Source organism: Altererythrobacter chaiwopuensis, from assembly GCF_054957755.1.
The window spans coordinates 1,739,753-1,761,925 of record NZ_JBTXJG010000001.1 but is presented as its reverse complement, the minus strand read 5'-3'; the positions used below and the strand labels follow the sequence as shown (position 1 = coordinate 1,761,925).

The window sequence follows — 22,173 nt, the reverse complement described above, 5'->3', positions numbered from 1 at the left end:
ATAGAGGTAATGCTAACAGTGTCAACATCTGCCGAAGCCTATCATCACGGTGCCTTGCGTGACGCCCTGGTCGAAGCGGGGTTGGCCGCGCTTGAGGGCGCGGATGGAGTGGAGATATCGCTCCGCGCACTGGCCCGTTCGGTCGGCGTTTCACCCACCGCGGTCTATCGCCACTTCCCCGACAAGCGCGCCCTGCTCGCCGCGCTGGCCACTGAAGGGCTCAACCGCCTGGGCGATGCGCAGGCGCGGGCGGCCGCCAACGCCGGGGGCGGAGCAGCCGGCTTCAGCGCCTCCGGGCGGACCTATGTGCGCTTTGCACTCGCGCATCCCGCGCTATTCCGGTTGATGTTCTCGCAAGGCAATCCAGAGGATTTTGCCAATCGCACCGAAGACCGCGCGCGCGACCTGTTGGCACGAATGAGCCGGGATCTGGCCAGCGAACCGCAGGAGGCGGAGCGGATTGCGATGCGAGCCTGGGCGATTGCCCACGGCATTGCCATGCTGATGCTGGACGGACGCTTTCCGGCCGACGATGACCTGGTCGATCAACTGCTCGACGCCCAAGTGCTGTTCGTGCGTCAACCCTGACCGGGCAGAAGCATGCACGAATCGCCGTAGGAATAGAACCGGTACCGCTCGGCAATCGCGTGGGAATATGCATCGATCATCCGCTCGCGCCCCATCAACGCGCTGACCAGCATGAACAGCGTTGATCGCGGCAGATGGAAGTTGGTCATCAGCCCGTCAACTGCCTTGAAGCGATAGCCGGGGGTGATGAAGATCGATGTGTCCCCCATGAAAGGTGCGATAGTGCCATCGTCCAGCGCCGCACTCTCAAGCAGGCGAAGCGAAGTCGTGCCAACCGGAATGATCCGCCCGCCCGCTGCCCGCGCGCTATTCAGCCGTTCGGCAACTTCGGGAGTGATCCTCCCCCACTCGGCATGCATCTGATGATCATCGGTATCCTCTGCCTTGACCGGAAGGAAGGTGCCCGCGCCGACGTGCAGAGTGAGCATTTCGTGCCTGATCCCCGCCAAATTCAGCGCTTCGACCAGACGCGGCGTAAAATGGAGCGAGGCGGTTGGCGCGGCGACTGCTCCATCCTCCTGCGCAAACATGGTCTGATAATCTGCACGATCCTGCGCATCGACACCGCGCTTGCCCGCGATATAGGGCGGCAAAGGCATGGTGCCAGCACGATCGAGCAGCACTTCGACTGGCTCGTCTCCTTCGAAGTGCAGCGTGAAACTGCCATCCTCATGCCGCGCTTCGGCAATCGCAGTTACACCGCCCCCAAAAATGATCTGGTCGCCCGGCTTGAGGCGTTTCGCATTGCGTATGAAGGCGATCCAGCGCCGCAAATCCGCTCGCTTGTGCAGCGTCGCACCAATCCTGGCATCGCCGCCAGCACGCCGTCCTTCAAGCTGCGCCGGAATGACTCGCGTGTCATTGAAAACCAGCACGTCACCCGGATTGAGCAGGGCCGGCAAGTCCCGCACGCCGCGATCCTCGAACGGCCCGTCCGCCCTGACCACCAGCATGCGCGCCGCATCGCGCGGACGCACCGGACGAAGCGCAATCAACTCTTGCGGAAGGTCGAAGTCAAACAGGTCAACGCGCATCGGCGGGGCTTAGGGGCGCAGCCTGCAAATGCAAAGCCCGGCTACCCTTTCACTGTGGCAATCAGTTCAACGGCGCGCTCAACATATCGGCGGTGATCTCGCTGTCCTGCACCTTCGGCTGCACGGGCGCCGGCGGCGCCTTGCCATCTGCGGCAATTGAGGCCTGCACAATACGGGTCGGATTGGCCGGAGGTTCGCCGCGCACAATCGCGTCAACACCCGCCATGTTGCCGATCACCCGGCCAAAATTCGTGTACCGTTTATCAAGGCTGAAGCGCGGGTAAAAGACGATGAAAAACTGGCTGTTGGCGCTATTGTCATCATTCGCGCGCGCCATCGACACCGTGCCACGGATATGCGGCATCGGATTGAATTCCGCCTCAAGGTCCGGCAGCTCTGATCCGCCTTGTCCGGTCCCGGTGGGATCACCGCCTTGCGCCATGAACCCGTCGATCACGCGGTGAAAAATCACACCGTCATAAAAGCCCTGACGGGTCAATGTCTTGATCCGCTCGACGTGGTTGGGCGCCCAACTCGGCATCAACCTGACCGCCACACGCTCTCCATTGGACAGGTCAAGCAACCAGATATTCTCCGGATCTTCCGCGAGGTCATAGCTGATCGAGCCATAGTTACGCGGAGCTTCACCCGTTCCGTCTTGCGCACCAAGCGCAGCGGGAGCGGTGAGCAAGCTGAACGAAGCGACAGCAGCGAGTATTTTCTTCAACATGGGTGACGTCACGAAGGCCTGCATTCCTCAAAATAAGGGCTGCGGTCTAGCCGCACATCCCTGTCACCGCAATGAATGATCGCCAGCGGGTGCACAGCTATCTGGCAACCCGTGACATCACGTCCGCGCGAACACTGGGGGTGACAAACTTGGAGATATCGCCACCGTACAGCGCGATCTCCTTCACCAGCCTGCTGGCTATGGGCTGCAACGCAACATCCGCCATCAGGAACACAGTCTCAACCTCGTGGTTGAGCTGACGGTTCATCCCGGTCAACTGGTACTCATATTCGAAATCGGTCACGCCGCGGATACCGCGGATGACCATGCTGGCCCCCATCTTGTCCGCAAAATCCACCAGCAAGGTACTGAAACCCACCACCCGGATATTACCGTTGGCGATCCCCGCGACTTCGCGCTCGACCATGGCGATACGCTCGTCATCGGAAAACATTGGCGACTTCGCAACATTGGTGGTGACGCCGATAATCAGCTCATCGACCAGTTTGGCGCACCGCTCTATGATATCCATATGCCCCAGCGTTATGGGATCGAAAGTTCCCGGGTAGATCCCGATGCGATGTCTCACCTGTCTCTCTCCACGATATAGCGGGCAATTGCCTTCAGCATTTTCGCATCTCCGCCGTGGCCGGCAAGATGCCCGATAGCCTGGTCAACCAGCGCACGCGCCTGTTCCCGTGCCTTCCTGGCGCCCATCAGTGTGACAAAGGTTTGCTTGCCTTGCACTTCATCCTTGCGCAGCGCCTTGCCCGCCTTGGCTTCGTCACCTTCATAATCGAGCAAGTCGTCCGCGATCTGGAACGCCAGGCCAATGTCGCGCGCATAATTGCGCAAATGCACTCGGCCCGCAGGAGGCACATGCCCCATGATCGCGCCCATTTCGACCGATGCGGCCAGAAGCGCGCCGGTTTTCAGCTGTTGCAAGCGTGTAATCGCGTGTAGATCGTATTCCTCGGCGTCTGCCATCATGTCCATCATCTGGCCGCCCGCCATACCGTCCATTCCGCTTGCCTTGCCAAGCGTAGCGAGCAGTTCGACCCGGACAAAGGGATCAGCACTGGTGTCCGGGTCAGCCAGAATCTCGAATGCCAGGGCGTGCAGCGAATCACCTGCGAGTACTGCGGTCGCTTCACCAAACTGCACATGGACAGTCGGCTTGCCGCGGCGCAAATCGTCGTCGTCCATGCATGGCAAGTCATCATGGATCAGTGAATAGACATGGATCGCCTCGACCGCGCAGGCCGCCCGCAGCGCGCACTCACGATCTACGCCATAAAGCTCTGCAGTATTCATGAGAAGCAGGGGGCGCAGCCGTTTGCCGCCGCCGATTGCCGCATAACGCATCGCGTCAACCAAAGGTGCACGGCTGTCGTGCGGTGAAGGCAATAGCGCATCGAACATGCCATCCACTTCGTGCTGCACTTGCGCGAGTTCAGCCTGGAGCACGCGGTAATCGCTTTCTTCGACCATACCGATCATCCGTCGGAATCGAACGGCACGGCAGCGCTCGCATTGCCCGACTGGTCGGTAACGATCCGCTCGATCCTCGCCTGGGCGTCGTCAAGCCGGGCCTGACAGTGTTTGCGCAGCATTTCGCCCCGTTCGTAGAGAGCAATCGATTGATCAAGCGGCACATTACCGCTTTCCAGTTGCTGCACGATCTCTTCCAGCGCGGTCAGCGCCTGTTCGAAGGTCAACGAGGAAATGTCGGTCGCGTCAGAGATGGCTTTGGCCCCTTTCTTATACGCCGCGAGCATTGACCGTCACGACGCGGGCGGTCAAGTTGTCAGTAAATATGGGGAGTCGTCGATGAAGTGGATAATCGCCTATCTTGCCGCTGCCATTTCGTTCGGAGTGCTTGACGCGTTCTGGCTGCGATGGGCCGCTCCCAACCTTTACCGTCCGGTGATCGGCGAGATCATGGCCGAGCAGGTACGCTGGGGCGCGGCAATCGCGTTCTACCTGATCTACATTGCCGGCATGGTGTGGTTTGCGATCAAGCCGGGGGTTGCCAGCGGGCAGGTCACCACCGCAATGCTCAACGGGGCGTTGCTGGGCGCGCTGTGCTATGCCACTTTCGACCTCACCAGCCAGGCAGTGTTCAAGGTATGGGCAACGCATGTCAGCGTGCTCGACATCGTCTGGGGCGCCTTTGCCACTGCCACGGCCAGCGCCATTGCGACCTGGGCAACGCTTAGACTGGCAAACTGAGACATGTTCATCGGACACTTCGCTCCCGCCTTGGCGGCTGCAGCTATCAGCAGGCGCGCGCCGGGGCTCGGTACATTGTTTATCGGAGCCCAGCTTGTCGACTGGGGCTTCTTCGCCTTCGCGATGGTCGGAATTGAGCACATGCGGATCGATTCCGCCGCCACGGTGATGGTGCCCTACGATCTCTATCACATGCCCTATACGCACAGTTTGCTGGGGGCCGGAGTATGGGCGGTCATATTCGGATTGCTGATATTTGCCTTGCTGCGCGAGATCGTCGCCGGAATCCTCGCGGGGATGGTGGTGCTATCGCATTGGGCTCTAGACTGGCTGGTCCACCGACCCGATCTGACACTGGCGGGCGGCAAAACCGCCTATGGCCTGGGCCTGTGGGATTATCCAGCGATCGCGATCCCGCTTGAACTCGGAATCACGCTGGGCGCATTTTACTGGTATGTCAGGAGCACGCGCGGGCCGATCGGCCCGCCACTGGTGCTGCTGGCGATGCTGCTGCTGTTCCAGGCGATCAACTGGTTTGCCCCGCATCCCGAAACGGTCGGCCCTGGCCTCTATGTCCAGGCCCTGCTGGCCTTTGCCGTGGCCGCACTGGTCGCGCGCTGGGTGGGGACAAACCGCTGGCACAAACGCGCACGGGACTGGCGATAGCGGCAAGCTGGCGCTAAGGGCGCTGGCATGGCTACCACGACCTCGCAGATCACACCCGAAATCGTCGAACAGCACGGGCTTTCGCCCGAGGAATATGAGCGCGTACTTCACGCGCTCGGGCGCGAGCCCAACCTCGTCGAACTGGGCATCTTTTCCGTGATGTGGTCCGAGCATTGCTCTTACAAGTCGAGCCGCCTCCACCTCAAGAAACTGCCCACGGAAGCCCCGTGGGTGATCTGCGGCCCGGGCGAGAACGCGGGCGTGATCGACATCGGGGACGGTCAGGCGGCGATTTTCAAGATGGAGAGCCACAACCATCCGAGCTACATCGAGCCCTATCAGGGCGCGGCTACGGGCGTCGGCGGCATTTTGCGCGATGTGTTCACGATGGGCGCGCGGCCAGTAGCCAACGCCAATGCGCTGCGCTTCGGGCGCCCCGAGCATCCCAAGATGCAGCACCTGGTAAAGGGTGTGGTCGCGGGGATCGGCGGCTACGGCAACTGTGTCGGTGTGCCTACGGTGGCGGGTGAAACCAATTTCCACCCTGCCTATGACGGCAACATCCTGGTCAATGCGATGACCGTGGGCGTCGCGGATGCGGACAGAATCTTCTACTCGGCGGCCACTGGCGTCGGCAATCCGATCGTCTATGTCGGCTCCAAAACCGGGCGCGACGGGATCCACGGCGCGACCATGGCGAGCGCCGACTTCGGCGAGGATGCCGAGGCCAAGCGGCCCACGGTGCAGGTGGGCGATCCCTTCACCGAAAAACTGCTGATCGAGGCCTGCCTCGAACTGATGGCGACCGATGCAATCGTCGCCATACAGGACATGGGCGCGGCGGGGCTGACCAGCTCCAGCGTTGAAATGGCAACCAATGGCAAGGCCGGCATCCGGCTCGACATGAACAAGGTGCCATGCCGCGAAGAGGGCATGACGCCTTACGAAATGATGCTGAGCGAAAGCCAGGAGCGGATGCTGATGGTACTCAAGCCCGGCAAGGAAGCCATGGCTGAAGCGATCTTCCGCAAGTGGGAGCTTGACTTCGCGGTGATCGGCGAAGTCACCGATACACAGCACATGGTGCTGGAATGGAACGGCGAAGTGGTGTGCGATATCCCCTTGGGGCCGTTGGCAGCCGATGCGCCCGAATATGACCGGCCCTATCTCTCCAAGGAAGAATACAAGGCCTGGGCGCAGGTCAAACCGCTGGGCGACGTGCCCGAAAGCACCGATATCGGCGCGGACCTGCTCAAGCTGATGGCCACCCCCAACTTGGCCAGCAAGCGTTGGATCTACGAACAGTATGACAGCCAGGTCGGCGCGGACACGCTCCAGACCGGCGGCGATGCGGGCGTGGTGCGGGTGCATGGCACGAAGAAGGCGCTGGCGATCACCACCGATTGCACCCCGCGCTATGTCTTTGCCGACCCCTGCGAGGGCGGCAAGCAGGCGATTGCCGAGGCTTACCGCAACCTTTGCGCAGTCGGCGCGCGACCGCTGGCAGTGACCAACTGCCTGAACTTCGCCAACCCGCAGCGGCCCGAGATCATGGCGCAGCTCGTGTATGCACTCGAAGGCATGGGCGATGCCTGCCGCGCGCTCGACTTCCCGATCGTGAGCGGCAACGTCAGCCTCTACAACGAAAGCAAGGCAACCGGCGGCGGGTCGGCTATTCTTCCTACGCCCGCGATCGGCGGGGTCGGCATCATCGAGGATTATTCCAGGATGATGACAATGGCATTCAAGAATGAAGGCGACACGCTGTATCTCGTGGGGCCAGAATTCTGGGCCAAGCCCGATCCCACGCGCTCGCATTTGGGCAAGTCAATGTGGCTCAATGTCGTGCATGGCCGCGATGAAGGCCGTACTCCGCCGACCGACCTCGTGATCGAACGCAGCGCAGGCAAGATTATTCGCCAGCTGATCGAGGAAGGCCTGGTTAACGCCGTACACGACATTTCCGATGGCGGGCTTGCGGTGGCGCTGGCGGAAATGGCGCTCGCCAGCGGATTGGGTGCAACGGTGGAAGCCAATTCCGAATATACCCCCGCGCAATGGTGGTTCGGCGAGGACCAGGGCCGCTATGTGATCTCGGTTCCCGATACCGAAGCGCTCAACGCTGCTCTCGCGAAGGGCACGGAAAATGCGGAGACCGCACAAATCGGCTTCCGCCGATTGGGAACAGTTGGCGGGGGGAGCCTGTTGGGCGTGCCGCTCACCGACCTGCGCGCCGCGCACGAGAGCTTCTTCCGCGAATGGATGGAGGGCTGACGCCCCACCCGTCATCGCGAGCCTTGCGCCAGCAAGGCGCGGCAATCCATGGCGCCGCCCAGGTGATGGATCGCCACGTCGGCCAAAGGGCCTCCTCGCGATGACGAGCTAATCCTTGGACCTCCTCCAGCCCCTGCTCCACTATCCCGGCCATCTCCTTGTACCGTTCGCGCTTGGTTGGCTGTTGTGGCGGGAGAACTGGCAGCGCGCGGGGCTGGTGATTCTTGCCGCCAATTTGATCGATCTCGATCATCTTCTGGCCACCCCGATGTTCGACCCCGACCGGTGCAGCATAGGCTTCCACCTGCTGCACGGATGGGAAGCGGCGATCGTCTATGTCTTGATGCTGGGGGCACCGAAGTGGTGGCTACGCGCACTCGGCCTCGGCGCTCTTTGGCATTTGTTGATCGACTATGGCGACTGCCTGATGCAAGCTTGGTGACATGACTGCCGGATATTCAGGAACCCCACTTGCCAAGAAGCTGTCCCTGCGTGACGGGCTGGTTTGCTGGTGGAGCGGAATGCCCGAGAATATTCTCGACGAAATTGACGAATACGCGCTGGACTTGCGCTTTGTGGCCGATCCTGCCGCGGGAATTGATGCTGCACATATTTTCGTGACCGAAGCGGGCGATCTGGCCGCAAAGCTTGGCCATTTGCGTCGACAAATCGACAGGAAAGGTCATGTTTGGGTCAGCTGGCCCAAGAAAGGTTCAGGCCGGGAAACCGCGCTCGACCAGTCTGAAGTACAGCGCATCGGCATCGAAGCGGGTTTCGTTGACACCAAGAAATGTGCCGTTGACGAAATATGGTCCGGCCTGAAATTCGTCATCCCGAAGACCGATCGTTAGATCGATTTTCAGGCCGCGAGGGCTTCCGGCATGATCATATCCGCGTCAGCCAGGCCTTCTTCGAACAGTTGCGCAATGCACTGACGGTAAATAAGCGGCTCGCCGATGTTCAGCCGCTTGCGGGCCGCATCAATATCCTCGCGCATGAGCGCTTCGATATCCTCATGCGCGATCTTGGCCGCAGCCTTGCCGAGCGCCCTGCCCTCGCGAATCGCATCGAATAGCGGCGCTTTGGTCGGCACCTCCTTCATGCGATTGCGCGTTCCGGCATAGGCAATGAACAGGATGCCCAGATTGTGGTTCTGTTCATAGCTGAAGCCCAGCAGGCAGGCCTCGCCCAGCCCATCACGATTATATCCGGTGAGCACATGGAACAGGTCATGGGTGTCACGCAGGCGCTCGAAATACCATTCGGTCTGGTCCTGGTGGCGATTTTCCGGCGGTGACCATTTGTGGCTTTCCGCCACAAGCCCGGCGGCCGAAAGCCCCTCACGCTTCATGAAGCGGATATAATGCTGCGCCACCGTGTTCGGCCCGCAATCGGCCCAGCGCGCATGGTCGTCTAGCATGGCCGGAATGTTCACCTCTTCGCGCATCATGCGCTGGCCCGCGGGCGAGCGAATGAAATCCCACCCCTGGCGATGCCCCTTGCGGCCCTTGAGCGCCTCGATGATATGGAACACTTGCTCCGTATCTTCCTTGTCCGCCACGAGCTTGCGGAAGTGCTTCCACACCTTGAGCGGGCGAAAACCGGAAGTCTTGCGTCCGGGGGCAACAAGCGGGCGATCGATTACGGCCATGACGAGCTCCTCAATAGCGCATTGCAACTTACAAGAATGTAAATTGCCTGTCCACACATCGCACAGCCAGGTAGCCTGCCGACACCAATCATCATGCCACCCAGTCGCTCTCGGGGATGTCCAGCAGCTTGAGCACCGAAGTGAGGTCGCCGCGGTCGATCCAGCCATTGGCGGCCAGCTTCGCTGCCTGCTTGGCATGATACGCCACACCGTAATCCGCCGCGATCAGCATCGGCACGTCATTCGCCCCGTCGCCGGTAGCGAGCGATACCGCCCCTTCTCCCAGCTCCGCAAGCTCGCTTTCGAGCGTGGCGCGCTTGACCGCGCTATCGGTGACCGGGCCGACCAGTCCCCCGGTAAGCGCCCCGCTCTCAATTGCCAGTCGATTGCCCACGACGCGATCGAAACCCAGCCATTCGGCCACAGGATCGGCAAACTGATGAAAGCCGCCCGTGACCAGCACCGTACGGCAGCCATTCGCACGCAAGGTCTGCACCAGCACCCGCGCGCCCGGCATTGGCTCGATTCGCGTGTTGAGGCATTCGAGGATCGCGCCTTCCGACAGATCACGCAGCAGCATCACGCGTTCGCGCAGCGCGCTTTCGAAATCCAGCTCGCCCTGCATCGCACGCTCGGTGATTGCTGCCACTTGATGCTTGATTCCGGCGAAATCGGCTAGCTCATCGATGCATTCCTGCCCGATCATGGTCGAATCCATATCCGACACGAATAGGCGCGGCAGCGTAAAGTCGTCGCGTGCCACAAGCATGTCGGTGGGAGAGAAATGCTCTGCCAGCACCTGCATCAATGGCCCTGTCTCCGCCTCGGGCAGGGCCAGTTGCAGCACGTCACCTGCTGGATCGAGCAGTCCCGCCATGGCCACGCGCATCCCGCGATCCTCAAGCGCACGAGTGGCGGCATCTAGGCGCGTTTCAAGCTGCTGCGGGTCTGCTATCAGCCGGGCGATGGGCAAGTGTGAATCTCCAGAAAAAGGGCCGGTCGCGCTCATTGCAGGGCCAACCGCCAGCGGCAAGAGCGATCTCGCGGTCGAGCTTGCCCTGGCACTCGAAAAGCATGGGCAGCGCGGCGTTGTGATCAATGCCGATAGCGCCCAGGTCTATGCCGATCTCGAAGTGTTGAGCGCGCGTCCGGGCATTGGCGAAATGCGGGGCGTCGAGCACCGGCTGTTCGCTGCGTGGGACGGTGCCCAGCCCTGTTCCGCGGCGGACTGGGCGGCGGCCGCCAAGGGCGAGATTGCGGCGCTGCATGTTGAAGGAGCCGTACCTATCCTTGTCGGGGGAACCGGGCTCTATCTGCGCACACTGCTCGAAGGGATTGCCCCCATCCCCGCTATCGATCCTGAAGTACGCGAGGCAGTCCGCGCCCTCCCCGCGGCCGAAGCCCACGCCGCATTGCAATGCGAAGATCCCGAACGCGCGGCGCAGTTGAATCCCGCCGACAGGCAGCGGATTGCGCGAGCGCTAGAGGTAGTCCGCTCGACCGGCAAGACGCTGGCCGATTGGCAAGCCGAGAAGGCGGGCGGGATCGCGCAGGCCATCACGCTTCATCCGCTCATCCTCCTGCCTGACCGCGAGTGGCTCTACCAGCGCTGCGACCAGCGCTTCGAGCTGATGCTGCAGCGTGGAGCCATCGCGGAAGTCGAGGCGCTGCTAGCACGCGGGCTTTCGCCCGAATTGCCGGTAATGCGTGCCATCGGCGTTCCGGAAATCGCCGCCTTCCTGCGCGGGGAAATTGCACGAGAGGAAATGATCGCCAGAGGTAAGCAGGCGACGCGCAATTACGCCAAACGGCAATATACCTGGTTCCGGCGCCAGCCACCCCATGGCTGGCCGCGCATCGCGTCTGAAAATATCGACATTGATCAGTATTTCGCATCATTATTTCATGATTAAGTGTTGACACGTTAGATTCGAACGCATAGCGAGGCGGCTTGAGGCCCGGTGCGTAGTCCCTGCACCGGGCCGAATTTGTTGTATGGGGCAGGCAAAGTCCCTAGAGGCGGGCCGCATCCCGCGCGAATGGAAGGAAATACACGTGTCGAGCGAGCGCAGCGGCGCAGCAATCCTGGTCGAAAGCCTGGTCGAGCAGGGCGTAGAGTTCGTCTTCGGTTACCCCGGTGGGGCGGTCCTGCCGATTTACGACGAATTGTTCGGTGACCAGCGCCTTTGCCATATCCTGGTACGGCACGAAGCCGGTGCAGTTCACGCTGCCGAGGGCTATGCCCGCTCGACCGGCAAGCCCGGTGTAGTCCTTGTCACATCCGGCCCCGGAGCAACCAATGCGGTTACCGGTATCGCCGATGCTTTTCTCGATTCAATCCCGTTGGTGGTGATCACCGGCCAGGTTCCGACCGCTCTGATCGGCACCGATGCGTTCCAGGAAGCCGATACGGTGGGCATCACCCGCCACTGCACCAAGCACAATTATCTCGTGAAGGAACCTGCCGACCTCAAGCCGACAATCGAGGAGGCCTTCCGCATTGCCACCACCGGCCGCCCCGGTCCGGTCGTGGTCGATATTCCCAAGGACGTGCAGATAGCGGTCCCCTCCTTCAGTCGCGAATCAAACGGTTCGGCCACGCATCGCTATCAGCCGCGCATGGTCGGCAGCGCGGAAGAAATCGCCGAAGCGGTTGAATGGCTCGCCCGTGCCGAGCGGCCGATTCTCTATACAGGCGGCGGTGTGATCAATTCCGGCCCGGAAGCAAGCAAGCTGCTTCGGCAATTGCAGGACCTCACCGGCGCTCCGGTCACCAGCACGCTGATGGGCCTCGGCGCCTTCCCGGCCGATCATCCCGACTGGCTCGGCATGCTGGGTATGCACGGCACATTCGAAGCCAATATGGCGATGAACAAATGCGACGTGATGCTGTGCGTCGGCGCGCGTTTCGATGACCGGGTGACCGGGCGGCTTGATGCCTTTTCGCCAGGATCGAAGAAGATCCACATCGACATCGATCGCAGCTCGATCAACAAGACCGTACAGGTCGATCTGCCAATCTTGGGCGATTGCGCCATGGTACTGGGGCAGCTGATCGCAGCCTGGGGTTCACGCAAGCCGCAGGATCTGGGCGAATGGAAGGCCCGCATCGCCGGATGGCGCGCGCGCGAATGCCTTGCTTACCCTGAAAAGTCAGAACTGATCATGCCGCAAAAGGCGGTAGAGCGCTTGTTCGCGCTGACCCGGGACCGCAACCCGATCATCTCGACCGAAGTAGGTCAGCACCAGATGTGGGCGGCGCAGTATTTCCGCTTCAATGATCCGGGCAAATGGCTCACCTCGGGAGGCCTCGGCACCATGGGCTATGGCCTGCCAGCAGCGATTGGCGCGCAGCTTGGCAATCCCGATAGCCTAGTGATCGATATTGCCGGCGAGGCCTCGATCCAGATGAACATTCAGGAACTGGGGACGGCCAGCCAGTATCGCCTGCCGGTCAAGGTGTTCATCCTCAACAATGAATATATGGGCATGGTCCGCCAGTGGCAGGAGCTGACCTACGAAAGCCGCTATTCAAACTCCTACTCGGACAGCCTGCCCGATTTCGTCAAGCTCGCCGAAAGCTATGGCTGGACCGGCATCCGCATCAGCGACGAAAGCGAGCTCGACGCGGGTATCGAGGCCATGCTGGCCGCCGATGGCCCGGTCATGGTCGATTGCCGGGTGTCTAAGGAAGCCAATTGCTTCCCGATGATACCCAGTGGCGCCGCACATACCGACATGCTGCTTTATGGTGATCATGTCGAAGGCAAAATGGACGACGAAGCGAAGGCTTTGGTTTAAGGGTTCATGACATGAAAATCGCAACCGAAGCCAGCGAACGGCACGTGCTCAATGTTACGGTCGACAACGAAAGCGGTATCCTCGCCAAGATTGCGGGCCTGTTCACAGCGCGCGGCTATAATATTGACAGCCTGACCGTGGCCGACATCACTGAAAACCACGCAGTGAGCCGGATTACGATCGTCACCAATGGCCCGCCGCAGGTGATCGACCAGATCGAGGCCCAGCTCGAACGGCTGGTGCCGGTGCACAAGGTTACCGACCTGACCGAAGCCGGCCCGCATGTGGAGCGCGAGCTGGCTCTGGTGAAGGTCAGGGGCACGGGTGAATCACGGGTCGAAGCGCTCCGGATAGCCGACGTATTCCGCGCGAGCGTGGTCGATACGACGACGGAAAGCTTCGTGTTCGAGCTCACCGGGGCGCCCGACAAGATTGACAGTTTCATCGCGCTGATGCGCACGCTTGGCCTCGTCGAGGTCGGACGCAGCGGTGTGGTGGGCATGATGCGCGGCGCGGAAGGCGCCTAGAAAAGGGAATACGATGAAAGTTTACTACGACGCCGATGCCGACCTGGGCCTGATCACCGGCAAGAAGATCGCCGTGCTCGGTTATGGCAGCCAGGGCCATGCCCATGCGCAGAACCTGCGCGACAGCGGGGTGAAGGAAGTTGCCATCGCCCTGCGCGAAGGCTCCGCCACCGCGAAGAAGGCCGAGGCCGCCGGCTTCAAGGTTCTGAGCAACAGGGAAGCGGCCAAATGGGCCGATATCCTGATGGTGCTCGCGCCTGACGAGCATCAGGCTGCGATCTGGGAGAACGACCTCAAGGGCAATATGCGCCCGGGTTCTGCGCTTGCGTTCGCGCATGGCCTCAACATCCATTTCGGCCTGATCGAGGCCCCTGCGGATATCGACGTGATCATGATCGCGCCCAAGGGCCCCGGCCACACCGTGCGCAGCGAATATCAGCGCGGCGGCGGCGTGCCCTGCTTGATCGCGGTACACCAGGATGCCAGCGGCAGTGCGCATGACGTGGCGCTGGCCTATGCATCAGGTGTGGGCGGTGGCCGCAGCGGCGTGATTGAGACGAACTTCAAGGAAGAGTGCGAAACCGACCTGTTCGGCGAACAGGCCGTGCTGTGTGGCGGCATCACCCACCTCATTCAGGCCGGGTTCGAAACGCTGGTCGAGGCCGGGTACGCGCCGGAAATGGCCTATTTCGAATGCCTCCACGAAACCAAGCTGATCGTTGATCTGCTCTATGAAGGCGGGATCGCCAACATGCGCTATTCGATCAGCAACACGGCAGAATACGGCGATATCACAACCGGCCCGCGCATCATCACGCCTGAAACCAAGGCAGAAATGAAGCGCGTTCTGGCAGACATCCAGTCCGGGCGATTCGTCAAGAATTTCGTGCTCGACAATCGTGCCGGCCAACCCGAACTGAAGGCCGCGCGCAAGGCTGCCGAGGCGCATCCGATCGAGAAGACAGGGGCGGAACTGCGCGCGATGATGCCATGGATCAGTGCCAACAAGCTGGTCGACAAGGACAAGAACTGAGCCGAAAAGGCGCATCATGCGTCTTTCCGACTGCCATAATATCGATGACTTCCGAAAGCTGGCCAGGGCGCGTCTGCCCTGGCCGGTGTTCGACTATATCGACGGTGCGGCAGATGACGAGCTGACCAAGGCGCGCAATACCGCCGCCTTTGAGAATGCCGACCTTGTGCCAGATGTGCTCGCAGGGGTCGCCGAAATCGATACCAGCTGCCAGATCATGGGCCGCACCAGTGCGCTGCCATTAATGCTCAGCCCCACCGCGGTGCAACGTGCCTTCCACTGGCAGGGTGAGGCGGCGGTGGCGCGGGCCGCAGAGAAATTCGGCCTGTGGTTCGGCATTTCCAGCCTTGCAACCCGCTCGATCGAGGAAGTGGCCGCGCTCACCAGCGCGCCCAAGCTGTTCCAGCTTTACGTTCACAAGGACAAGGGGCTGAATGCCTCGATGATCGAGCGCTGCCAGGCAGCAGGGTTCGACGCCATGGCGCTGACGGTCGACACGATCGTTTCGGGCAAGCGCGAACGCTGCCTTCGCTCTGGCTTCACCACCCCGCCCCGCTTCAGCCCCAGCGCGATGTGGAGCTATGCGACCCGCCCGCGCTGGACGCTCGATTATCTGTTCCGCGAGAAATTCCGCCTGCCCAATCTCGACAGCCATGTCAGCGAGGGCACCGGCAAGGCGATCAGCATCGCCGAATATTTCAATACCATGCTCGACACATCGATGGATTGGGACACGGCGGCGAAAATTCGGCAAGACTGGGGCGGCACATTCTGCCTCAAGGGCGTCATGAGCGCGAATGACGCGCGCCGCGCGGTGCAGATTGGCGCCGACGCGATCATGATATCGAACCATGGTGGGCGCCAGCTTGACGGCAGCCGCGCGCCTTTCGACCAGCTGCGCGAGATCGTCGACGCCGTGGGCGGCGAGATCGAAATCATCTGTGACGGCGGCGTGCGGCGCGGCACCCATGTGCTCAAGAGTCTTTGCGCCGGTGCCACGGCCGCAAGTGGGGGCAGGCTCTACCTTTATGCCCTTGCCGCTGCGGGGCAACCCGGTGTCGAGCGCGCGATCGCCATACTCAAGGACGAGATTGAGCGCGGAATGCGGCTGATGGGTGTGACTTCGGTCGAACAGCTCACTTCAAAGCGGCTGCGCTGGCGCTAAATGGTTCTGTCATGAAAGCGCAACGCAACGGTCGTTGAGAGCCTCCAACTACCCTGCGTAACGAGGCTATACCATGAACCGAGCATCGCCGATCCTGACTTCGCTGAGCCTCGCGCTGGTTGGCGCCTGCAGTTCGCCGGAAAACGAGAACGAAAGCGCGCAGGATTTTGCCGCCCGTATCGGCCAATCAGGGCAGCCGTCGGCGCAAGGCACGCCACCCGCGCCGGCAGGCACTCCGGTTCCCGCAGCAACCTACACGCCGTTGCCGGGCGCGGCACCCGGTCAGTTCGTGGCGGGGACTGCAACAGATCCAGAAGCCGCCGGTTGTGGTGCGCCCAAGGTTGCGCGCTTCTATGGGCAGCCGGCCGATGAAACGACCCGCGCCGCCATCCTCAATGCAGTCGCCCCGCACAAGCGTGTGCGGTTCGTCGAACCGGGCACCACGGTTGTGCCCAACCCCGATTCAAAACGGCTCAATATCATGGTCGACTTGACTGGCGTGATCCGCGACGCGCGCTGCGGCTGAGCCGCCCGCGGAGCAGGTTTGCATAATTTCTCGTCGTGCGCCTTGCACTCGGCGCAATTATCGGTAATTGAACGCGCATGACGCGTAACGGATCGCTGCTGCTGCTTCGACTTACACGCCCTTGGGCGTGACAGATCGCGTGCCTTGATGGCGCGTGGCCAGCGCTCAAGGGAACACAGCCGCACCGCTTCCTCCATTTCGTTACGAGTTTTGCATCCCATGACCATGCTCACTGATCCAGGCCGAAAATATCGGCCCTTCCCCCCGATCAGCCTGCCTGACCGGCAATGGCCAAGCCGCACCATCACCGCGCCGCCGCGCTGGCTTTCGACCGATCTGCGCGACGGCAACCAGGCAATTGTCGATCCGATGGATGCAGTGAAGAAGAACCGCTTCTTCGATGAACTGGTACGCATTGGCATCAAGGAAATCGAAGTCGGCTTTCCAAGTGCGGGCGCGACCGAGTTCGATTTTATCCAGGGCCTTGTTCGATCCGGCAGGATCCCTGATGACGTGGCGGTCCAGGTGCTCACGCAAAGCCGTGAAGACCTGATCCGCACCAGTTTCGAAAGCCTGGACGGCGCGAAACAGGCGATTGTCCACCTCTACAATGCGGTCAGCCCTGCCTGGCGCGACATCGTATTCCGCATGTCGAAGGACGAGGTGCGCGAAATCGCGGTCAAGGGCGCGATGGTTATGCGCGACGAGGCGGCAAGGCGTCCCGGAACCGAGTGGCATTTCCAGTATTCGCCCGAGACTTTCTCCACCGCCGAGCTCGATTTCAGCATCGAGGTTTGCGAGGCCGTGATGCAGGTGCTGGCCCCCACGCCCGAACGCCCGATCATCCTCAACCTGCCCGCAACGGTAGAGGCGGCAACGCCCAATATCTACGCCGACCAGATCGAATATTTCTGCCGCAACCTGCCGAACCGCGAAAGCGCGGTAATCAGCCTGCACACCCACAATGATCGCGGCACGGGCGTTGCGGCAGCGGAACTCGGCCTGATGGCCGGCGCCGACCGTGTCGAGGGCTGCCTGTTCGGCAATGGCGAGCGGACGGGCAATTGCTGCCTCGTCACTGTGGCCCTCAACATGTACACGCAAGGGGTCAATCCGGGGCTCGACTTTTCGGACATCGACCGGATCATCGAAACGGTCGAATTCTGCAACGAACTGCCCGTGCATCAGCGCCATCCCTATGGCGGCGAATTGGTGTTTACCGCCTTTTCAGGCTCGCACCAGGATGCGATCAAGAAGGGCTTCGAGGCAAACGCCCAGCAGAATGACGAGCAATGGCGGGTCCCCTATCTGCCGATAGATCCGGCCGACCTGGGCCGCAATTACGAGGCGGTTATCCGCGTCAATTCCCAGTCGGGTAAGGGCGGTTTTGCCTGGGTACTTGAGCAGGACCAGGGCATCAAACTACCCAAGGCGATGCAGGCCGACTTCTCGAAGCACGTCCAGAAGGTGGCTGACGAACTTGGCCGTGAACTCAATGCGGCAGATATCTGGGAGGCATTCCGCAAGGCGTACCATGTCCAGACCCATCCAAAGCATTTCCAGCTGATGGATTACGAGGAAAGCCGTGCTGCCGATGGTACACGGATATTCGCAGGCAAGATTGCGGTCGACGGCCATGAGCAGAGCGTATCGGGACGCGGCAACGGCCTGATTTCTTCGGTCATGAGCACGATCCGCGACGCCTTCGGCGTTGAACTGGAAGTGTGCGACTATACAGAGCATGCCCTTGGCACCGGAACTGATGCGCGTGCAGCTGCATACCTGGAATGCCGCACGCCGGAAGGGCGCACAATCTGGGGTTGCGGGATCGATGAGGACGTCGCGACGGCCAGCGTGCGCGCGGTGCTGAGTGCCGCGAACGGAAGCGTCAGCGGCTGACCGGCGCGGGATCAGCCGATATCGCTTGGCCGCCGCAGTGCACGCGATTAATCGGTCCTGGCCCTATTTGCGCAACCTTCAAATGCCAAATTGGCGTGTCTTGCAACGGTTCGCCGCATCTTGCGCCCAAATTGGCCCTAAAATCGGCGGCGATGCTGGGAGTCTCAATTTCCTGGATGTAGGGCAGCGGCATCAGAGTGTGCGTGTGGCTCTGGCAACGGAACACGCGGCTCGGGTTGGTCGGACGAAAAGACGCAAGGCGTCGAGTTCGGCAGATTCATTTTGAAGGAGTAGCTTAATGAGTGTCACTTTCCAGAAGCCTGGCCTTCTGTTTCTGTATGCGGCACTTGCACTGCCGGTATCCGGCAGTCTGTCCGCGCAGGACCAGCAGGGGCAGACCGATAATGAGGTCCTTACAACGGTTGTGGGCACCCAAGGGCCCGAGATCGAAGGTATCATTTCCGCTCGCAGCGGCGACTTGCTGCAAATCACCACTGCTGACGGCACCAGAGCACAGGTCACCATCAATGACGAAACTGAAGTGAAGGGAACTGGCGGTTTCCTGGGCCTCAATCGCAAGAAGCTTGGCGCTGATGCCTTGCTCAATGGCCTGCCGGTTACCGTTCAGACATGGCAATCGGGCCAATCCCTTGTGGCAAGCGAGATCAAGTTCAAGAATAACGATCTTGAAACCGCAGCCATGATCCGCAACGGCACCGCGCAGCGTTTTGCCGAGCACGATGTTGCGATCGAGGAAAATGCAGTGGCAACCGAAGCGCTGCGTGGCCGGATGGGTGATATCGACAAATACAACATCAAGGGTACCACCAATGTGTATTTCGATACGGGTAAATGGAACCTGTCCTCGGCCGCACAGAACGACCTTTGCGTTGCGGCGAGCGAAGCCGAAGCGATGGAAAACGCCCTTCTACTGGTAGTCGGTTACACCGATTCAACCGGCAGTTATGAGGTCAACCAGGCGCTTAGCGAGAAGCGCGCTGGCCGCGTTCTGAACTATTTGCAGCAGGCTTGCGGCTGGAAGCCGTGGCGCATGCTGTCGCCTACAGGAATGGCGACCGCCGATCCACTGGCTGACAATAACACTGCGGAAGGCCGGGCGCAGAACCGCCGCGTTTCTGTGAATATTCTCGTCAGCAAGAGCGTTGACGGCATATAGTATTTTGCGGGGTGGGTTCGGCCCACCCCGCAATTTCGGCTACGCAACCCGGCTGGCGGGAGAGCCGCCGCTTTTTCCGCGTCATGACGCAGGGCTGAAACGCGGGTTAGGCTTGGCACGCCCACGCTGCCAATTTCGCTAATAATCCCGCACAAGCCGTCTCCCACCGCAAGTTTTCCTTGTCAGGACAGTGCCGCATGTGGTGCATGCACAGGCACTTGCCGCAGGGAGAGCCGATTATGACCGAAGAGATCCTCGAACCCGATCTGCCGATCATCGATCCGCATCACCATCTGTGGGACTTGCGGCCATTGGTCGCGGCCTTTCCCGAGCCGCATCATCCCTTCATCGCTGCACTGCTCGACAACGCCTATTACACTTTTGACGGCCTGCATGCCCATCTCACCAGCGGCCACAACGTCATCGGCACCGTGTTCATGGAATGTGGCGCATTCTACCGTGCTGACGCCGATGATGCTTTCAAGGTCGTGGGCGAAGTCGAGTTTGTGAATGGCGTCGCTGCCCAATCTGCATGCGGGCTGTATGGCAATCTGCGCGCCTGTGCCGCGATCATCGGCCATGCCGATCTGCGATTGGGCGAGCGGGCTGCCGATGTGCTGGAGGCGCTCAGGGCCGCCGCACCCGATCGCTTTCGCGGGATCCGCCACCAGGCCGCATGGGATAATGATCCGGAGGTGCTGGGCGCGCCTTTCCATGCCCCTGAGGGGCTCTATCTGGACGCAAAGTTCCGCGAAGGCTTTGCGCAGCTGGGCAAGCAGGGTCTCACCTTTGACGCCTGGCTGCTCGAACCGCAGATTCCCGATGTGATCGACCTGGCCAATGCCTTTCCCGATCAACCGATCTGCCTTGACCATTGCGGTACACCGCTGGGCATTGCGAGCTATCACGGCAGGCTGCACGAGCGCTTCGATATCTGGCGCCACAATATCCGCGAGCTGGCGAAATGCGAAAATGTGGTGGTCAAGCTAGGCGGCCTCGCGATGGCTTTTTGCGGCCTGCCCGAAAAGGGTCCGGCGGCGGGGATGAACTCGGAAGACCTGGGCGCCTTGTGGAGACCTTACATCGAAACTTGCATCGAGGCCTTCGGGCCCGAACGCGCAATGTTCGAAAGCAATTACCCGGTCGACTATTGGGGCGCCGATTATGCGGTGCTGTGGAACGCATTCAAACGGATCACTCGCGGTGCCAGTGCGGATGAGAAGCGCGCGCTCTATGCCGGCAATGCTGCGCGCTATTATGGTATCGAGCACATTCTGCCTGCGCGGTGACGCTACGGCATCGGGTGTTTTTACGGCCTAGCAAATTCGCACACTCGACAGGGGCGCCAACGCTGCTTACTTCGCTCGCAAAACGCCCATTCCAACGGAGTTCCCGATGGCTCTTCCTGCCCCATTCGACCGCCTGCGCCTGCCCCTGATCGGCTCGCCGCTATTCATAGTGTCCGGCCCTGAACTGGTAATCGCGCAGTGCAAGGCAGGGGTCATTGGCAGCTTTCCCGCGCTCAACGCGCGCCCGCAGGCGTTGCTCGACGAATGGCTGCACCAGATCACCGAGGAACTGGCCAAGCACAATCGAGAAAACCCAGATCGCCCGGCAGCGCCCTTTGCCGTCAACCAGATCGTCCACAAATCGAACGACAGGCTTGAGCAGGACATGGCGTCTTGCGAAAAATGGCAGGTTCCAATGGTGATCACCTCGCTCGGTGCGCGAACGGAGATCTTCGACGCAGTGCGCAATTGGGGCGGGATCACCATGCATGACGTGATCAACAATGCCTTTGCCCGCAAGGCGATCGAAAAAGGTGCCACGGGCCTTATTCCTGTCGCGGCTGGCGCGGGCGGGCATGCCGGCGTGCAGTCACCCTTCGCGCTGATGCAGGAAATCCGCGAATGGTTTGAGGGCCTGGTTGCACTGTCCGGCTCGATCGCCAATGGCTACTCCATTCTTGCGGCGCAGGCGATGCGGGCGGATTTCGCCTACGCAGGCAGCGCATTTATCGCGACACGAGAGGCCAATGCTGACCAGGGCTACAAGGAAGGAATTGTAGCGGGCAGCGCGGAGGGTATCGTTTATACGAACCTGTTCACCGGGGTTCACGGCAATTACCTGCGCAGTTCGATCGAAGCCGCCGGGCTCGATCCCAATGATTTGCCGCAAAGCGATCCCAGCAAGATGAATTTCGGCAGCGGCGGCAACACCAAGGTCAAGGCGTGGAAGGACATCTGGGGATCGGGGCAGGGCGTCGGCGCGATCAAGTCAATCAATTCGGTTGAAGACCTGGTGGCGCGTTTCGAACGCGAATACCATGCCGCCAAAGCGGAGCTCGAAGCGAAGTCCGCTTACAAAAGCTGGATCAACTAGGTCGAATTCCACAGCGATTCAGCCATCGCGTCAAGCTCGCTGAAATCGAAGCCAGTGCCAAGCGGGTCATTGCGGTTGAGCAACATTCGCCGCTGCTCATCAAGCAACCGCCTGCGCAAGGCGTTCTGTAGCAGCGTCAGCCGCATCAGAACCTCAATCAATGCAGCACGCATGTCAATCGAACGCATTTGAACCCAGCGTGCCTCGATGCCCCCTACCCGCTCGATCACCATCGCGTTGTAATCGCGGTGCGGCCCGCGATGCAGCGGCATACCCAGGCGCACGGCGCTGGCTTCTGTAGCCGGAAGCAGCAGCCCGTTCGCACGAAAATCGTCGAACCCGACCTGTTTTTCGCCGATATAGTCGAACATCCGCCCGAAGCAGCGCTTTGTCAGCAGCTGGCGAGGAAGCAAATGATGGCGCTGGAGCGACGGATCATGGCCCGGCGCGCCCCGGCGGTTGACTGCGTGGAATGGCAAGCGCGGGCG

24 protein-coding genes are annotated in these 22,173 nt (G+C 61.0%); 16 read left to right on the top strand and 8 right to left on the bottom strand.

Annotation, left to right across the window (positions count from 1 at the left end; genetic code table 11):
• Window positions 1-9 precede the first annotated feature (9 nt).
• On the top strand, window positions 10-588 hold the full coding sequence (locus tag ACX2DJ_RS08725; RefSeq protein WP_462572100.1) for a TetR/AcrR family transcriptional regulator: 579 nt from the start codon (window positions 10-12) through the stop codon (window positions 586-588).
• On the opposite strand, the gene queA is transcribed toward ACX2DJ_RS08725, so the two are convergent.
• The 5 genes from queA to ACX2DJ_RS08700 form a co-directional block, all read right to left on the bottom strand.
• Complete coding sequence (gene queA, locus ACX2DJ_RS08720) at window positions 579-1,622, bottom strand: tRNA preQ1(34) S-adenosylmethionine ribosyltransferase-isomerase QueA (protein WP_462572099.1); 1,044 nt, start codon at window positions 1,620-1,622, stop codon at window positions 579-581. The genes ACX2DJ_RS08725 and queA overlap by 10 nt on opposite strands.
• A gap of 61 nt (window positions 1,623-1,683) precedes the next feature.
• Window positions 1,684-2,352, bottom strand: a complete 669-nt coding sequence (locus ACX2DJ_RS08715; protein WP_462572098.1) for a peptidylprolyl isomerase — start codon at window positions 2,350-2,352, stop codon at window positions 1,684-1,686.
• A gap of 97 nt (window positions 2,353-2,449) precedes the next feature.
• Entirely contained in the window at window positions 2,450-2,941 is a 492-nt protein-coding gene (gene coaD / locus ACX2DJ_RS08710) for a pantetheine-phosphate adenylyltransferase (RefSeq protein WP_462572097.1), read from the bottom strand.
• Window positions 2,938-3,843 (bottom strand): polyprenyl synthetase family protein, encoded by a 906-nt coding sequence (locus ACX2DJ_RS08705; RefSeq protein WP_462572096.1) that lies wholly within the window; start codon window positions 3,841-3,843, stop codon window positions 2,938-2,940. Before ACX2DJ_RS08705 ends, coaD begins: the two co-directional genes overlap by 4 nt.
• A gap of 5 nt (window positions 3,844-3,848) precedes the next feature.
• Entirely contained in the window at window positions 3,849-4,130 is a 282-nt protein-coding gene (locus tag ACX2DJ_RS08700; protein WP_462572095.1) for an exodeoxyribonuclease VII small subunit, read from the bottom strand.
• 52 nt (window positions 4,131-4,182) lie between these two features.
• On the opposite strand from ACX2DJ_RS08700, the gene ACX2DJ_RS08695 reads away from it, so the two are divergent.
• The 5 genes from ACX2DJ_RS08695 (at window position 4,183) to ACX2DJ_RS08675 (ending at window position 8,375) form a co-directional block, all read left to right on the top strand.
• Entirely contained in the window at window positions 4,183-4,584 is a 402-nt protein-coding gene (locus tag ACX2DJ_RS08695) for a DUF2177 family protein (protein WP_462572094.1), read from the top strand.
• A 3-nt stretch (window positions 4,585-4,587) separates the two neighbouring features.
• A complete protein-coding gene (locus ACX2DJ_RS08690; RefSeq protein WP_462572093.1) occupies window positions 4,588-5,250 on the top strand; it encodes a metal-dependent hydrolase in 663 nt (220 codons plus the stop codon).
• 27 nt (window positions 5,251-5,277) lie between these two features.
• Complete coding sequence (gene purL, locus ACX2DJ_RS08685) at window positions 5,278-7,524, top strand: phosphoribosylformylglycinamidine synthase subunit PurL (RefSeq protein WP_462572092.1); 2,247 nt, start codon at window positions 5,278-5,280, stop codon at window positions 7,522-7,524.
• Between the two features lie 115 nt (window positions 7,525-7,639).
• Entirely contained in the window at window positions 7,640-7,966 is a 327-nt protein-coding gene (locus ACX2DJ_RS08680) for a DUF6122 family protein (protein WP_462572091.1), read from the top strand.
• A gap of 1 nt (window position 7,967) precedes the next feature.
• The gene (locus tag ACX2DJ_RS08675) at window positions 7,968-8,375 is read left to right on the top strand and encodes a DUF3052 family protein (protein ID WP_462572090.1); all 408 of its coding nucleotides are present in this window, start codon (window positions 7,968-7,970) and stop codon (window positions 8,373-8,375) included.
• Window positions 8,376-8,383: 8 nt separating this feature from the next.
• Here ACX2DJ_RS08675 and ACX2DJ_RS08670 read toward each other — a convergent pair whose 3' ends face one another.
• Together ACX2DJ_RS08670 and serB are read right to left on the bottom strand one after the other, a co-directional pair.
• Complete coding sequence (locus ACX2DJ_RS08670) at window positions 8,384-9,175, bottom strand: Coq4 family protein (RefSeq protein ID WP_462572089.1); 792 nt, start codon at window positions 9,173-9,175, stop codon at window positions 8,384-8,386.
• Window positions 9,176-9,266: 91 nt separating this feature from the next.
• Window positions 9,267-10,148 (bottom strand): phosphoserine phosphatase SerB, encoded by an 882-nt coding sequence (gene serB, locus ACX2DJ_RS08665; RefSeq protein WP_462572088.1) that lies wholly within the window; start codon window positions 10,146-10,148, stop codon window positions 9,267-9,269.
• Here serB and miaA point away from each other — a divergent pair.
• The 10 genes from miaA to ACX2DJ_RS08615 all read left to right on the top strand — a co-directional run bounded on the left by miaA (window position 10,141) and on the right by ACX2DJ_RS08615 (window position 21,685).
• Complete coding sequence (gene miaA, locus ACX2DJ_RS08660) at window positions 10,141-11,088, top strand: tRNA (adenosine(37)-N6)-dimethylallyltransferase MiaA (RefSeq protein WP_462572087.1); 948 nt, start codon at window positions 10,141-10,143, stop codon at window positions 11,086-11,088. The two genes, serB and miaA, sit on opposite strands and share 8 nt — an antisense overlap.
• Before the next feature lie 142 nt (window positions 11,089-11,230).
• Window positions 11,231-12,976, top strand: a complete 1,746-nt coding sequence (gene ilvB, locus ACX2DJ_RS08655; RefSeq protein WP_462572086.1) for a biosynthetic-type acetolactate synthase large subunit — start codon at window positions 11,231-11,233, stop codon at window positions 12,974-12,976.
• An 11-nt stretch (window positions 12,977-12,987) separates the two neighbouring features.
• Entirely contained in the window at window positions 12,988-13,503 is a 516-nt protein-coding gene (ilvN, locus tag ACX2DJ_RS08650) for an acetolactate synthase small subunit (RefSeq protein ID WP_462572085.1), read from the top strand.
• Between the two features lie 13 nt (window positions 13,504-13,516).
• Window positions 13,517-14,536, top strand: a complete 1,020-nt coding sequence (ilvC, locus tag ACX2DJ_RS08645) for a ketol-acid reductoisomerase (RefSeq protein WP_462572084.1) — start codon at window positions 13,517-13,519, stop codon at window positions 14,534-14,536.
• 16 nt (window positions 14,537-14,552) lie between these two features.
• Window positions 14,553-15,701 (top strand): alpha-hydroxy acid oxidase, encoded by a 1,149-nt coding sequence (locus ACX2DJ_RS08640; RefSeq protein WP_462572083.1) that lies wholly within the window; start codon window positions 14,553-14,555, stop codon window positions 15,699-15,701.
• Window positions 15,702-15,774: 73 nt separating this feature from the next.
• Entirely contained in the window at window positions 15,775-16,227 is a 453-nt protein-coding gene (locus tag ACX2DJ_RS08635; protein ID WP_462572082.1) for an I78 family peptidase inhibitor, read from the top strand.
• A 219-nt stretch (window positions 16,228-16,446) separates the two neighbouring features.
• Entirely contained in the window at window positions 16,447-18,126 is a 1,680-nt protein-coding gene (gene leuA, locus ACX2DJ_RS08630) for a 2-isopropylmalate synthase (RefSeq protein ID WP_462572080.1), read from the top strand.
• Window positions 18,127-18,424: 298 nt separating this feature from the next.
• Window positions 18,425-19,303, top strand: coding sequence for an OmpA family protein (locus ACX2DJ_RS08625; protein ID WP_462572079.1), 879 nt, complete (start codon window positions 18,425-18,427; stop codon window positions 19,301-19,303).
• 239 nt (window positions 19,304-19,542) lie between these two features.
• Window positions 19,543-20,592 carry an amidohydrolase family protein gene (locus tag ACX2DJ_RS08620; RefSeq protein WP_462572078.1) on the top strand — a complete coding sequence of 350 codons (1,050 nt, stop codon included), beginning with the start codon at window positions 19,543-19,545 and terminating at the stop codon, window positions 20,590-20,592.
• Window positions 20,593-20,698: 106 nt separating this feature from the next.
• Window positions 20,699-21,685, top strand: a complete 987-nt coding sequence (locus ACX2DJ_RS08615; RefSeq protein ID WP_462572077.1) for an NAD(P)H-dependent flavin oxidoreductase — start codon at window positions 20,699-20,701, stop codon at window positions 21,683-21,685.
• Here the strand turns inward: ACX2DJ_RS08615 and ACX2DJ_RS08610 are convergent.
• Window positions 21,682-22,164, bottom strand: coding sequence for an AHH domain-containing protein (locus ACX2DJ_RS08610; RefSeq protein ID WP_462572076.1), 483 nt, complete (start codon window positions 22,162-22,164; stop codon window positions 21,682-21,684). The genes ACX2DJ_RS08615 and ACX2DJ_RS08610 overlap by 4 nt on opposite strands.
• Between the last annotated feature and the right edge of the window lie 9 nt (window positions 22,165-22,173).